The following is a 14311-nucleotide window of genomic DNA, read 5'->3' as shown; positions in this document are numbered from 1 at the left end:
CCCGCGTTGGGTGAGCAGGTCAGTAGTCCAGTTGTTCGATAGTTCCCTAACGAGAGGTATGTACTCATGACAGTCCGTCGCGTTGCGCTACTCACCGCAGGTGGGTTCGCTCCTTGTTTGTCGTCCGCTGTTGGAGGGCTCATTGAGCGGTACACCGAGATTTCTCCTGAGGTTGAAATCATTGCCTACCAGTACGGCTACCACGGCTTGTTGACAGGCAACAAGATTGTCATTGATGACGAGGTCCGCAAGAATGCCGGAATCTTGCACCGGTTCGGTGGATCGCCCATTGGTAACTCCCGTGTGAAGCTGACAAACGTTGATGACTGTGTGAAGCGAGGGCTGGTCAAGGAAGGCGAAAATCCCTTAACTGTTGCGGCCCAGCAGTTGAAGACTGATGGTGTCGATGTTCTGCACACTATTGGTGGGGACGACACCAACACGACCGCCGCAGATCTCGCAGCGTACTTGAAAGAGAACGACTACGACTTGACTGTGGTTGGTCTGCCCAAGACCATCGACAATGACGTCATCCCTATCCGCCAGTCGTTGGGGGCATGGACTGCGGCTGAGGAAGGTGCAGGCTTTGCTGCCAATATCATCGGTGAACACCGCAGCGGTCCCCGCATGCTGATTGTGCACGAGGTGATGGGACGACACTGTGGGTGGCTCACTGCCGCAACAGCGCTTGAGTACCGTAAGTGGCTAGACACGCAGGAATTTGTTCCGGGGATCGGTTTATCCAAAGAGCGCTGGGACATCCATGCGGTCTTTGTTCCAGAACGTCACATTGACATTGACGCCGAAGCTGCTCGCTTGCGCACGGTCATGGACGAGGTGGGGAACGTGAACATCTTCTTGTCAGAAGGTGCGGGATTGCACGAGATCATTGAGCAGCTTGAATCTTCTGGCCAAGAGGTTGAACGTGATCCGTTTGGTCACGTGAAGTTGGACAAGGTGAACCCTGGCCAGTGGTTTGCTCAACAGTTCGCTGAGCGGCTGGGCGCCGAGAAGGTCATGGTTCAAAAGTCGGGCTACTATTCCCGAGCAGCTCGCGCAAACGCTGAAGACCTCCGTCTCATCAAGTCGATGACAGATTTGGCTGTGGAATGTGCACTGCGCGGAGAATCAGGCGTCATTGGCCACGACGAGGAGAACGGCGACCGGTTGACCGCTATTGCATTCCCACGTATTGCGGGGGGCAAAGCGTTTGATGTGAACCAGGAATGGTTCACGACCCTCCTCAAGGAGATCGGGCAGGACTGATCAACGTGACCAGTAGTTGGTCAAGGACGTAGGCATGGGCCGGTACCCGAGATAATGGGGTGCCGGCCCTTTGCTTGGGCATTAATCAACCCTCGGGTGGTAGAACAGTTACATGACGACTCTCAATGAGCGATCCCAGCTCCAGGACATCGATCATTTCCGTGCGTTGGAAGCCCGGCAGCAGCCGGTGTGGCCAGATTCGTCGGAACTTGCTGACACGGTGGCTGTGCTTGCTGATGTTCCACCGATCGTGTTGTCGTCGGAAACAGAATCTCTTCGTGAGCAACTTGCTGCTGCTGGGCGGGGAGAAGCGTTCTTGTTGCAGGGAGGTGATTGCGCGGAAACGTTTGCTGAAGCGAACGCGGAACGCATCCGCAACAAGATTCGCACCATCTTGCAGATGGCCGTGGTGCTGACCTATGGCGCATCAATGCCGGTGATCAAGATGGGCCGGATGGCTGGACAGTACGCGAAACCGCGATCCTCGGATGTGGAGACGCGTGACGGGGTGACGTTGCCGGTGTATCGGGGCGACATGGTGAACAGTGTTGATTTCACTGAGGAGTCGCGCCGACCTGACCCGCGCCGGCTGGTTGAGGGGTACCGCATTTCGAGTGCGACTGCAACGATCGTGAAGGCATTTACTCAGGGCGGATTCGCAGATCTGAGGCGTGTCCACGAATGGAACCGCGGGTTTATGCGCAACCCGGCATATGCCCGCTACGAACGAACTGCTGCAGAGATCGACCAGGCAATCCGTTTCATGGCGGCGTGCGGCGCGGATTTTGACAAGTTGCGCACTGTCGATTTTTTTGTCTCTCATGAGGCCCTTTTGCTCGACTACGAGCGTGCAATGGTGCGCGTGCACCCTGGTTCTGACCGCCCCTATGATTCTTCTGGCCATTTTTTGTGGATTGGGGAACGCACACGCCAGCTTGATGGGGCGCATGTTGATTTCCTGTCGCGGGTGTCCAACCCGATTGGTGTGAAGCTTGGTCCAACAACAACTGCTGATGATGCGTTGGCGTTGCAGGACAAGCTCAACCCTGAAGGAGTTGAAGGTCGACTCACTTTCGTCACTCGGATGGGTGCCACAAAGATTCGTGAGGTCCTTCCTGGAATCGTCGAGAAGGTCACAGCGCAAGGTGGTCCTGTGACCTGGGTGACTGATCCTATGCATGGGAACACGATCACCTCTGAGTCGGGCTATAAGACGCGTCGTTTTGATGACGTGCTAGATGAGGTGCGTGGCTTTTTCGAAGTCCATCATGCTGTGGGCTCGGTCCCAGGTGGGGTCCATGTGGAATTGACTGGAGATGACGTGACAGAGGTCATGGGAGGCAGCGAGGAGATCGACGATGCGTCCTTGGCGTTACGGTACGAAACCCTGGTTGATCCGCGGCTGAATCACCAGCAGTCCCTGGAGATGGCCTTCTTGGTAGCAGAGATGCTGCGCTCTGGTCGGTAGGCAATGGGGCTCTTCGCGTTTCGGAGTGCGTAGGTGAGCCCAGGGTGGAGTTCGGGGTGGCACAACATATAGGGGTCCTGGCCGGTACAAGATGAGAGTTGCGAAGCTTCCATCTGACCGAACCAGGACCCTACTGTGCAGCCTACTACTGGCAACCTCGTGGCCGACACCATCTGCCGTACCGCGGAAATCGGCCTGACCATCACCGGTGCCGCCGACGCCGGCACCCTCACCATCATCGACGCCGCACCCGTGACCGTGGACGGACTCTGCCCCGAGTGCGGAAATCCCGGAAAGCTACGGGACCATATCGTCCGGACCCTGGTCGACCTTCCCGTCGTGGGGTTCCACACCCGTCTGCACGTGCGCGTCCCCCGTTTCACCTGCACGGACACCACCTGCGACAGGAAGATCTTCCAGACCTCCCTGACGTGTGCCGATGATGGTGCGAAGCTGACCCACCGGGTCACCCGCTGGGTCCTCCAGAGCCTGGCAGTCGACCGCATGAGTGTGTCCGCCACGGCGAAAGCACTCGGGGTGGGCTGGGAGCTGGTCAACCAGGTTGCCGCCGACGCCTGCCGCAAGCTTGTCTACGACAACCCCTCCCACCTGGACGGCGTACGCATCCTCGGGGTCGACGAGCATGTGTGGAAGCACACCCGCCGCCCGGGCCAGCCATCGTCGTTTGTGACGGTCCTGGTGGACCTCACACCCCTGGTCACCGGGGCAGGTCCTGCCCGGTTGCTGGACATGCGCCCGGGACGCAGTGCAGAAGTCCTGCGAACCTGGCTGCAGGAACGCAGCCCTGCGTTCAGGAGACAAGTGCAGGTAGTGACCATGGATGGCTTCGCCGGCTACGCCACCGCGGTGGACCAGGCGCTCCCTCAGGCGAGAAAGGTCATGGATCCCTTCCATGTCGTGCACCTGGCCGCGGACAAGCTCGACCTGCTGTCGGCAACGCCTGCAACGTGAAACCTCGGGGCGGCGTGGGCGTAAGGATGATCCGTTGTACAAGTACCGACGCACCTTGCTGACCAGGAGGAACTACCTCACGACGCGGCAGAACAGGCGGTTGGACCTGTTGTGGACCACCGACGATGAGTACGTCGCACTCGAAGTCACCTGGATGTTCTACCAGGACCTGATCCAGGCGTACGGGCATCCGAAGAAAACGGAGGGGAAGAAGCTGATGGACCGGATCATCAACACCCTGCGCAAGGGCTTACCGAAAGGCTTGGAGGAGCTCGCCCAACTGGGACGGACCTTGTGGCGCCGGAGTGAGGACGTGCTCGCCTACTTCGACATTGGGGCGTCCAACGGCCCGGTCGAAGCCATCAACGGACGGCTTGAGCACCTACGCGGCATCGCACTCGGGTTCCGGAACCTCGACCACTACATCTTGCGGTCACTGATCCACTCCGGGCAGCTGCAGGCCAGGATCAACGCACTCTAAATCGTGAAGAGCCCGTTATGATTGTTTGACCGTATAGATAAATTCCGGTTAGAGTATCAATTGTGGAAAAAGTATATGGCAATAGAATCCCGTCCGCTTACCGGTGGACAGTAGGATTACTAGTGGCAATGTCCCTCATTTTTTTGGTAACAGTTACTTTTAGTGGCCTAGTAAACCCATTGCCATCGGTAATTCTTACTATTATTTGCTTAGTGTTCGTGATCATTTACTGGAGATCTGGCACCATAGTGTCTGCAAATTCAAATTCGGTGCAGCTGCAGTTGCCACCGTTGTGGAGAAAAACAATCCAGTTCGAAGAGATCCGGTCGATTGCTGTGGAGCCAATAAAACCCCTCGAACGGGAGTGGGGAAATCGGGGATCCTTGAAGCGTGGCGGAGAGATCTTTATCGATGCTGGGCAATCAACGAGCTGCCTGGCTTTTTATCTTATTAACCGCAAGGTAATTCGTATTGGAGTTTCTTCTCTGAAACGTGGGCAAGAGATTGCGAATGTTCTTGAATCCCATAGAGAAAAATCTTCTACTGTTGTTAATTGAAAATGCGTTTGGAAGAGTAATCCATTGTTCTAAGCGTCTCACTGCGGTTGGGGACGACATATTTATTGATGCTGTAAACCTGTAAATATGTTGCGAGAGATGGGCGCTCGCTACAACCACAGTGGCAACTCGGATAATTAGTGCAGTTTTGTTAAAGGGGCTCTTCGCGTTTCGGAGTGCGTAGCTGACCGCGGGGTGGGGTTCGGGGTGGCACAACATGTAGGGGTCCTGGCCGGTACAAGATGAGAGTTACCACACCATCATCTGACCGAACCAGGACCCTACTGTGCAGCCTACTACTGGCAACCTCGTCGCCGACACCATCTGCCGTACCGTGGAAATCGGCCTGACGATCACCGGCGCCGCCGACGCCGGAAACATCACCGTCATTGACGCCACACCGGTAGCCGTGAGCAACGCCTGTCCTGAATGTTCCCGACCCGGGAAGCTTCGCGACCACGTCCTTCGCCGTCTCGTCGACCTGCCCGTCGTCGGTTTCCCGACCCGTCTGCACGTCCGCGTTCCCCGCTTCACCTGCACGAATCAACCGTGTCCGAGGAAGATCTTCCAGGCCTGCCTGAGCTGCGCCGATGACGGCGCGAAACTCACCCACCGGGTCACCCGCTGGATCATGCAGCGCCTCGCGGTTGACCGGATGAGCGTGTCGGCCACCGCCAAGGTCCTCGGTGTCGGTTGGGAGCTGGTCAATCAGGTCGCCGTGGATGCCTGCCGACAGCTTGTCTACGATAACCCCTCCCACCTGGACGGCGTCCGGATCCTCGGGGTGGATGAGCACGTATGGAAGCACACCCGAAAGCCAGGTCAGCCATCCAGTCTGGTGACCATCCTCGTCGACCTCACACCCCTGGTGGACGGACGTGGGCCTGCCCGACTGCTGGATATCCGCCCCGGACGCAGTGCACAGGTGCTGCGCGGGTGGCTGCAGGAACGCGACCCTGGCTTCCGGAAGCAGGAACAGGTGGTGACCATGGACGGTTTCGCTGGCTACGCCACCGCAGTCGATGAGGTGTTGCCGCAGGCCACCAAGGTGATGGGCCCCTTCCACGTGGTGCATCTGGCAGCCGACAAACTCACCCGCTGCCGGCAGCGGCTCCAGCGGGAGACCCAAGGGCGGCGTGGCCGGAAGGACGACCCGTTGTACAAGCACCGTCGCACGCTGTTGACCAGGAGGAACTACCTCACGCAGCGGCAGAAACAGCGCCTGGAGATGCTGTGGGCCACCGATGACGACTACGTGGCCCTGGAAGTGACGTGGCTGTTCTACCAGGACATGATTGCAGCGTACGGGCATCCGAAGAAATCGGAGGGAAAGAAGCTCATGAGCAGGGTGATCAACAGCATTCGTAAGGGCCTACCCGAAGGTCTCACGGAGCTTGCCCAGCTGGGACGGACACTGTGGCGCCGGCGTGAGGACATCCTCGCGTACTTCGATGTCGGGGCGTCCAACGGCCCGGTCGAGGCGATCAACGGCCGGCTCGAGCACCTACGCGGCATCGCCCTGGGTTTCCGGAACCTCGACCACTACATCTTGCGGTCCCTGATTCACTCTGGGCAGCTGCAGGCCAGGATCAACGCACTCTAAATCGTGAAGAGCCGGCAATGGCCGTGTGGGACCCTCGCCACTACTCATAGGCGAGGGTCTTCTGCATTTTAAAAGATCGTGATGGTGACTGTTGAGCCTTTGGGGATCTGCTCTCCGGCATTGACGTCCTGGAAGCGCACGAGACCAAAGAAACCATCGAGGTATTCTTTGGTCTCGACGGTGAACCCAGCGTCTGTGAGGATGCGCTCGGCTTCGTCACGTTTCTTGCCCGTGACGTCGGGGACAGTGATGAGTTCTGGTCCAGCGGACACGGTGACAGTGACGGTATCTCCCCGGAAACCCGAGTCGCCACTCGCTGGTTTCTGGTCAATGATTGTTCCTTTGGCCACGGTGTCCGAGTGCGCCGTGTTCTCTTTGAGTGTTAGTTCAAGGTCTTTAAGTGTTTTTTTGGCCTCTTTGAGGGGTTGACCAGTGACTTCCGGGATTGTGATGGGTTCCGGACCGTCGGAAACGGTGAGCGTGATCGCCACGTTGTGGGGCAGAGTCGATCCCTCTTCAACAGACACTGATAGGACAGTGCCCTTGTCTGTGCGTGTGTCAAAGGTGCGTTCTGTTGTGAGGTTGGTGAATCCTGCGTTCGTCAGTAGCGCCTGGGAGTCTGCCTCGGGGATACCTGTGAGGTCGGCTGGCACTGTGACTTCTTTGATACCGAGGGAAACGAAGACGGTGATTGCGCTGTCTTTCTTGACGCGTTCGCCGCTTGCTGGTTCTGAATATGCGACGTCACCTTTGGGGACGTCATCAAAGTGTTCTTCAGTGACCGTGTAGGTCAGTGGGTGTTGGTCAAAGAGCGTGTCAAGGTCTTGTTCTGGCATGCCCGCCACTTGTGGGACGCTCGTGTACGAGCCTGGTCCATGGTCGTTCCACCACCAGGTCCCTCCAACAGCACCACCGCTGAGCAGAACCACAGCGATCAGGGCGATCACGAAGGTTTTCAGGGGGGAGCGGCGTCGGGATCGCTTCTCAGAGCGTGGCGAGGTTGCACGTGCCTGTGAGCGCGGGGGTGTGGTGGAGAAGGCTCGAGTGGCGTTGACGTCCATACTGATGAGTTGCGTTGACCCCTCAGGAGTCGGCGCGGATGGCGGTGAGAGTGCTGGTGAGGGGGGAGTTGCGGGTGAACTCGCCGTGGGGGAGAGCACGTGGGTGTGGCTTGCTTCGGCGGGCGAGGCTGGGGTGTGTAGATCTGATGAGGTGTCTGCGGTCATGGTCCCTGTGACCAGGGCAGCGAGATGATCGCGCTGTTCGAGTGCTGAGCGGTGATAAGTTGCCGGGTCCTCACCTGCGAGGTTGGCCAGGGTAGATCGGAGTAGGGTCAGTGCCTCGGTGGCGTCTGCGGGACGTTCATCTGGGTCTTTGGCTGTTAACGATGTGATGAAGTTGTTGATCTGTGCCGGGAACGCTTCGCCCTTGGCAGACACGAGGACAGGCATGGGGTCATTGACGTGTTTGAAGGCGATGTTCACTGGGGTTTGCGCGGTGAACGGTTGGCGCCCAGTGAGGAGCTCATAAGTCATGATGCCTACGGCATACAAGTCAGTGCGCGAATCTGCGTGTCCATGAGTGACGAGTTCAGGCCCAATGTAGGCCACGGTCCCAAAGAACGTCCCTGTGGCAGTTGATGAGATGTCCGTCACCGCGCGCGCGAGGCCAAAGTCGGTGAGTTTGACCGACCCTTGCGTGGAGACCAACACGTTTTCTGGTTTGATGTCACGGTGAACCATTCCCACGCTGTGTGCGACGGTGAGCGCTTCGATGATGGATTGTGTGATTCCCAGTGCCGTGGCAGCGTCGATGTCCTGCCCGGAATCGAGTAGTGAGCGTAGTGTGACTCCGTCAACGAGTTCCATGGTGAGGTACGCGTAGCGGCCGTCATGCCCTTGGTCGTAAACAGAGACGAGACCTGGGTGGGCGAGGCGTGCTGCTGCCTGTGCTTCACGCTCAAAACGAGCGATGAAATCTGCACCTTGGGTGCCTTCAGCAAGGTGGGGGTGCATGACCTTGAGCGCAACGTCACGACCTAGGCGCGTGTCGGTTGCGCGGTAGACGGTGGCCATGCCACCTCGGGCAATCCGTGCGATGACCCGGTAACGATTGTCGATGAGTTGTCCGACGATGTGGTCGAGTCCTTGGGAAGTCACCTCGCTATTCTACGTTTACTGTGTTTGAGTGCGTGCCCACCACGCCTGGTGTACACCAGGTGCACACAACTGGCTGGAGTGAACCGCTAGAGTGGGGGAGTGACAATCGAACTTGATGAACAGACATATGCCACGTTGGCGGGCCCAATTCTTGACCAGGAGGAGTTCGCTGCTGCCTTGGGGACCACGGTCAAAGGGGTCCGTTCTGCGTTGTCGGATCAGCGCATCGTGGGTGTCAAAGTGGGCACCCCGAAGGTACTCCACATTCCTGAGGCGTTTCTCATTGAAGCGCACCGTGCAAACCCGGCTGATGTGAAGCCTGAAGTTGACGCGGGTAAGCGCGTGATCCTTCCCTCTATTCAGGGCACAATCATCATGCTGCGTGACATGGGGCTCAATGATCACGAAATCGTGATATGGCTCTTTACTGAACACGAGGAGTTGGGTGACACACCGGTTGCAATGTTGCGTCGTGGGAACCGTAGCGCTGTCCGGCGAGCAGCACAGTCACTGTTGTGATGTGGCAACGACGCAGCGAACTCGTCAGTAGGCTCGTTGCAGGATGAAGTCGGTCATTGTGCGGAGGTGCTGTCGGCTGTCGGCGCTCAGTTCGACCTTATCGAGAGCGCGTAGCGCCTTGTCATGAGCGGCGCGCGCCCTGTCGAGGGTTGCTTGGCGTGCTCCACTTGATTCGATGATGTCCAGCGCTTGGGCGATGGTGTCCTCGTCATGGTGATCACCCACAATGACACTGCCCAGTGTGTGTTGTTCAGCGTGTGATGCGCGTCTGAGTGCCTCAATAAGGACGACGGTGCGTTTGCCTTCCCGGAGGTCGTCTCCGGAAGGTTTACCGGTTTGTGCAGGGTCACCGTACAAACCGAGGTCATCGTCAATGAGTTGGAACGCGGTACCCAGTGGTTGTCCAAATGCGCGGAGTTGTTCGTCAACCCTGGTGGGAGCTCCCGCAAGAGCTGCCCCAATGAGGAGAGGTGCCACCACGGAATAGTGTGTGGTTTTTGTGGCAATGACATCCAGTGCGCGTTGCATGGCGTCGTCATCGTCGCTGAGAGGCACCACTTGGGCGTGTGTGTCCATGAACTGACCGACAGTGACGATCATGCGCATGGCGTCGAAGTGGTCCCGTGCTCGGCTACGGTGCTGTCCGGGTGCTGTTGCTGACCGGAACAGTTGTTCGCTTGCCACGAGGGAGAGATCTCCGAGAAGAATCGCTGCGCTTTGGCCGTAGAGGTCTGGGTCGCCTACCCATTGTGAGGTGCGATGACGTTGTGCAAAGACTCGATGCACGGTGGGTTCACCACGGCGGGTGTCGGACCGGTCCATCACATCGTCGTGGAAGAGCGCGGCGGCTTGAAAGAGTTCCAGGGCTGCACCCACGCCGTAAAGGTCCTCGTCGCTGAGGCCTGACCTTCCTGATTCAATCCCACGAAAGACGTGGTACATCAAGAGCGCACGAACACGTTTACCACCCGAGGTGAGTGAACGCCATGCGGTCATCAGATCACTGGTGTCCGCTGACAGTTGCGTGAGTGTGAGTTCGTGGGTGTCTAATGTTCGGGTGAGTGCACCTGCAATACCGTCAAGAACTGCAGCTGGGGCGTGTCCAGGGGTAGCGTGTGGTGACGCGGGCATAACCGTCCTTCATTGCAGGTGTGGCATCAGTCTACGTGCAGATTAACCGTAGCGTCTGTGTCACCTGGCTTGTCCACGGCGCGCCCAGTCAGGTTCATGCACAAGAGCTTCACGGTGTCTCTGTAGACCGGGCCACAATGGCTGTGGTGCGTGTCAGTGTGGCACCATGACTTCAATATTACGAGTATCATCTCCCGCTGAGATTCTGGCATTGATTCCCTATCAGCTTGGGTTCCAACCTGACGATTCGTTTGTGGTTGTGGCGTTGACGGGAGCGCAGCACCGTGTTGGTTTCACTGCTCGCTGCGACCTTGATCGCGCCGCCGAGGGGGCGCTTGACGACATTGCATTCACGCTCCGACGGGATCGTGCGCAAGCGATCTTCCCGGTGGTGTACCTGCGTGCTGACACAACGAGCACACTGTTCGACCTGTCAGCCAACGATGCGCAGGTGATCAGCGGTCTCCTTCACCAAGCGCATCAGGTATTAGGCCAGTGGTGGGATGAACACGCGCTGTGGGTGGTGACACCGGATGGCGCGGCACGGTGGTGTGCGCTCGCTTCCCAGGGACATGACTCCTGTGACAGCAACCGTCGTCGGTCCACACCGGTGATCACCACAGAGGACCTGATGTCGACTCAGGTGGCAGCATCGATGGTGATGGCAGGGCACAGCTTTGTGTCGAGTCGGTCTCAGTTATGCGGAGGTGAGAATGTCGATCCGTTGTCCTTGCATGACATTGACCAACGTGTGGAAGCCGAAGATCGTCACTGGGAAGCTGCTCGCTCTTGTTGGGAGGTCACGTCGTTGCGGGTGCGTGCTGGGCGCACTGCCCGCATGCTGGTGGCTAAGACCCACACAGTACTTGATCACGGCGAGTGTATCCCGTCTGGTGCGTGTGTGGCGCATCTGACACCTGCGCGTTTGGGGCAGCAATTTCCCGCTGAGGCCGCAGTTGTTCTGAGCGCACTGCAGGACCACTGTGTGCGTGATGCTCTGTTGGTTGCGTTGACGCCGTTGGGAACTGCCGCAATGATTGCCTACCTGGAGGATCACGGGTGTGCCGACGGTGGTTGTCTGGGCTCGACAATGTGTGCAGCCTGGCCGGTTCGTGACGAGTTGGCTCAAGAAGCCTTGGGTTTTCTTCTCGATCCGCGCAAGGGCACACGCCCACACAGTTGCCATTACAGGACAGTGCGCGTGGTCATGGAAACTCTGAACGCTTCTGCCCCTGCGAGGTCTCAGCCTGCTTTGGCGAGCTTGTTGGCCCTGTGTGCGTGGTGGGAAGGACGAGGCCCACAAGCAACGGTATATCTTGAAAAAGTTGCCGAAATTGATGGCAGTTACACCCTCGCGCATTTGGTGCGCACTGCGCTTCGATCTGGTCTTGCTCCAGCGTGGGCACGAAACCCTCAGCACGAAGCAATGAATTGATGCGGAACTGGGACCGAATCTTCATGCGCCATCGCGCAAAACGACTACTCTGTGAAGAAAGGTCATACAGTTCGGAGGAAGAATGACAGTCGTTGTTGGGTATCTGCCCACACGTGAAGGTCGGCAAGGAATGGCAAGTGCTGTGGAAGAAGCACAACGTAGGCACACGGATCTTGTCATTGTTGTGTCGGAGAAAAGCGCTCCCACCGAGCAGGAACGCCAGCAACGGGATCACGACATCGAAGGTTTTGTCGGGCAGGCCATTGAGGCCGGTGTGCAGGCATCCGTCGAGGTTTTGAGTGAACGAAAAGATGTTGCCGACGATCTGATCTCAGTTGCTGACCAGCGCAATGCTCAGGTCATTGTCATTGGGTTACGCCGCAGATCCCCGGTGGGCAAACTGATTCTTGGGTCTAATGCGCAACGAATTTTGCTCGATGCTCCGTGTCCAGTACTTGCTGTCAAGCCAGTTCGACCTGTCTAATGTGCGAGTTTGGGAATCATTTGGCACCGTGAAGCGTTCCCCTTGACGTGAAGAACACTTCGGTGTTCCTGTCGACACGTCCGCGTCTTGTGGGCTGTCGTTTGACGATCGCAGTACAATATAGGTTTGCGGGTCCAAGTTCATCATGGGCCGTTTCTCGCTTGTCCTCAATGCCGAAAGGTCGTTCGTGGCGTCCACCTCAACGAATAACGCGCTTCCGCGCGAGTTCGAGCACCCGTCAATGAAAGAACTCCTCGAGACCGGAACGGCTCACGGCCGTGTTGGCGCTCAGGAGTTTCGTCACGCTTGTGAGCAGGCTGACATTAGTGAGCCAAAGCGCCTCAAGGCGGTGTTTCGTGCACTTGTGATGGCTGGGGTTGATGTGGAAATGCCCGCTGAACCGACAAAGGTCGCTGCAGCCGCTCGTACTCGTGCTACAAGCGCAACGGCACGGGCTCCGCAAAGCAACACTGCACGAACAGCGTCGTCATCACGCACTAGCACGATACAACCAACGTCTGGAGATGACGTGTCTTCCACGATGACCACCCCCGAAGAAGCCGAGTCACAGGGTGAACTCGGTGGAAAAAAGCCGGCCACAACGGCGAAGCGGCGAACCAAAAAATCTGCTGCTGCCACCAAAGAAACAGCGTCATCCTCATCGTCTGCGGCAGAACCAGAAGAGCTCGACGCAGCGGAGGGCAGCGACGAGGCGGCAGCAGGCCGAGCGAACGGCACACGTAAGAGCGGCGCGAAGAGCGATGAGGAAGAAGAAGGCGCAGGCTTTATTTACTCTGACGCCGATGACGATGACGCTCCCGCGCAGCAGGTTGTCACCGCTGGTGCAACTGCGGATCCCGTCAAGGATTATCTCAAGCAAATCGGTAAAGTTGCGCTCCTGAATGCTGAGCAAGAAGTCGAGCTCGCTAAGCGTATTGAGGCAGGGCTCTACGCTGAAGAGCGTCTTGCTGCAGGTGTTGCTGAGGGAGACCGTAAACTCGAACGCGAGTACCGGTGGATCATCCAGGATGGCAAGCGAGCGAAGAATCACCTCCTTGAAGCGAACCTCCGTTTGGTTGTTTCTCTCGCGAAGCGGTACACCGGGCGAGGAATGCTTTTCCTAGACCTTATTCAAGAGGGAAACCTCGGTCTGATTCGTGCAGTCGAGAAGTTCGACTACACCAAGGGGTACAAGTTCTCGACCTACGCGACGTGGTGGATCAGGCAGGCAATTACCCGAGCAATGGCTGACCAGGCCCGCACGATCCGTATCCCCGTGCACATGGTTGAAGTCATCAACAAGCTTGCGCGCGTGCAACGTCAAATGTTGCAGGACCTCGGGCGTGAACCGACACCTGAGGAACTAGCAAAAGAATTGGATATGACCCCTGAAAAGGTGGTCGAAGTGCAAAAGTATGGGCGTGAACCTATTTCGTTGCACACGCCGTTGGGTGAAGACGGTGACAGTGAGTTCGGTGACCTCATTGAGGACTCTGAAGCAGTAGTTCCTGCTGATGCGGTGTCATTCACGCTGTTGCAGGAGCAACTTCACCAGGTATTGGACACATTGTCGGAACGCGAAGCTGGCGTAGTGTCGATGCGTTTTGGGCTCACCGATGGTCAGCCCAAAACCTTGGACGAGATTGGCAAGGTCTATGGCGTGACCCGCGAGCGTATCCGGCAAATCGAGTCAAAGACAATGTCCAAGCTCCGTCACCCAAGTCGCTCTCAGGTACTGCGGGATTACCTGGACTAGGCAGTTGCCCAAGTAGCCGACCTAAAACACGTCGAAGGGCGTGACCTCACTGGAGGTCACGCCCTTCGACGCGTATGAACTCACTCAAATGATGCACATCGACGACGTGCAGACCGCGAGTGGGGCAGGCTACACCGCCGCTGTTGCCGCGGAGCCGTGCTCGGCGTAGAGCCTGTCAGTTTCGTCGTGGATTTCGCGGGCCACATCTTCAAGTTGGGGGAGGTGGTTGCGTGCATGGTGGGCGCAGAAAAGCAACTCACCAGCAGAGAGAACGACACGCACGTACGCTTGTGCGCCGCAGCGGTCGCACCGGTCGGCTGCAGTTAGCGTGTCCTTGCGGGGGGTCGTTGTTGTTTCGCTCATGTCATCATCCAACCATTGACGGCGCTGATTATCTTCCCCTTTCTCCTGAGGTTCGCCACCGGCGTACATGACACCCTGTGATTTCCCTTTCATTGCGCTCGTGTCAGAGAGCAACAA

The 14311-nt window shown here is 57.7% G+C and carries 11 protein-coding genes and 1 pseudogene; 9 read left to right on the top strand and 3 right to left on the bottom strand.

The window, feature by feature from the left end; genetic code table 11:
* Positions 1 to 66: 66 nt before the first annotated feature.
* The 5 genes and pseudogenes from JDEN_RS07245 to JDEN_RS07225 all read left to right on the top strand — a co-directional run bounded on the left by JDEN_RS07245 (position 67) and on the right by JDEN_RS07225 (position 6347).
* Positions 67 to 1266: a pyrophosphate--fructose-6-phosphate 1-phosphotransferase gene (locus JDEN_RS07245; RefSeq protein ID WP_015771716.1), complete on the top strand. Its 1200-nt coding sequence runs from the start codon at positions 67 to 69 to the stop codon at positions 1264 to 1266.
* A gap of 112 nt (positions 1267 to 1378) precedes the next feature.
* Positions 1379 to 2734: a class II 3-deoxy-7-phosphoheptulonate synthase gene (locus tag JDEN_RS07240; protein WP_015771715.1), complete on the top strand. Its 1356-nt coding sequence runs from the start codon at positions 1379 to 1381 to the stop codon at positions 2732 to 2734.
* A 135-nt stretch (positions 2735 to 2869) separates the two neighbouring features.
* A pseudogene (locus tag JDEN_RS13445) lies at positions 2870 to 4187 on the top strand (ISL3 family transposase).
* A gap of 122 nt (positions 4188 to 4309) precedes the next feature.
* The gene (locus tag JDEN_RS13645) at positions 4310 to 4744 is read left to right on the top strand and encodes a hypothetical protein (protein ID WP_143713268.1); all 435 of its coding nucleotides are present in this window, start codon (positions 4310 to 4312) and stop codon (positions 4742 to 4744) included.
* Between the two features lie 286 nt (positions 4745 to 5030).
* Positions 5031 to 6347, top strand: coding sequence for an ISL3 family transposase (locus JDEN_RS07225; RefSeq protein ID WP_015771713.1), 1317 nt, complete (start codon positions 5031 to 5033; stop codon positions 6345 to 6347).
* Positions 6348 to 6415: 68 nt separating this feature from the next.
* Here JDEN_RS07225 and pknB read toward each other — a convergent pair whose 3' ends face one another.
* Positions 6416 to 8506, bottom strand: coding sequence for a Stk1 family PASTA domain-containing Ser/Thr kinase (gene pknB / locus JDEN_RS07220; RefSeq protein WP_015771712.1), 2091 nt, complete (start codon positions 8504 to 8506; stop codon positions 6416 to 6418).
* A 99-nt stretch (positions 8507 to 8605) separates the two neighbouring features.
* Between pknB and JDEN_RS07215 the strand changes: the two genes are divergently transcribed.
* On the top strand, positions 8606 to 9025 hold the full coding sequence (locus tag JDEN_RS07215; RefSeq protein WP_015771711.1) for an Rv2175c family DNA-binding protein: 420 nt from the start codon (positions 8606 to 8608) through the stop codon (positions 9023 to 9025).
* Between the two features lie 24 nt (positions 9026 to 9049).
* On the opposite strand, the gene JDEN_RS07210 is transcribed toward JDEN_RS07215, so the two are convergent.
* Positions 9050 to 10156, bottom strand: a complete 1107-nt coding sequence (locus JDEN_RS07210) for a polyprenyl synthetase family protein (protein WP_015771710.1) — start codon at positions 10154 to 10156, stop codon at positions 9050 to 9052.
* A gap of 166 nt (positions 10157 to 10322) precedes the next feature.
* On the opposite strand from JDEN_RS07210, the gene JDEN_RS07205 reads away from it, so the two are divergent.
* The 3 genes from JDEN_RS07205 (at position 10323) to JDEN_RS07195 (ending at position 13831) form a co-directional block, all read left to right on the top strand.
* Positions 10323 to 11591 (top strand): DUF4192 family protein, encoded by a 1269-nt coding sequence (locus tag JDEN_RS07205; protein WP_015771709.1) that lies wholly within the window; start codon positions 10323 to 10325, stop codon positions 11589 to 11591.
* An 82-nt stretch (positions 11592 to 11673) separates the two neighbouring features.
* On the top strand, positions 11674 to 12075 hold the full coding sequence (locus JDEN_RS07200) for a universal stress protein (RefSeq protein ID WP_015771708.1): 402 nt from the start codon (positions 11674 to 11676) through the stop codon (positions 12073 to 12075).
* Between the two features lie 241 nt (positions 12076 to 12316).
* Entirely contained in the window at positions 12317 to 13831 is a 1515-nt protein-coding gene (locus JDEN_RS07195) for an RNA polymerase sigma factor (protein WP_015771707.1), read from the top strand.
* Between the two features lie 129 nt (positions 13832 to 13960).
* Here the strand turns inward: JDEN_RS07195 and JDEN_RS07190 are convergent, their stop codons facing one another.
* Positions 13961 to 14287, bottom strand: coding sequence for a DUF7455 domain-containing protein (locus JDEN_RS07190; RefSeq protein ID WP_404810753.1), 327 nt, complete (start codon positions 14285 to 14287; stop codon positions 13961 to 13963).
* Positions 14288 to 14311 lie beyond the last annotated feature (24 nt).

This window comes from Jonesia denitrificans DSM 20603 (assembly GCF_000024065.1).
In the GTDB taxonomy this organism is placed as follows: Bacteria; Actinomycetota; Actinomycetes; order Actinomycetales; family Cellulomonadaceae; genus Jonesia; species Jonesia denitrificans.
The sequence above is the reverse complement of the archived record's forward strand: the minus strand, read 5'-3'. Positions and strand labels throughout refer to the sequence as shown.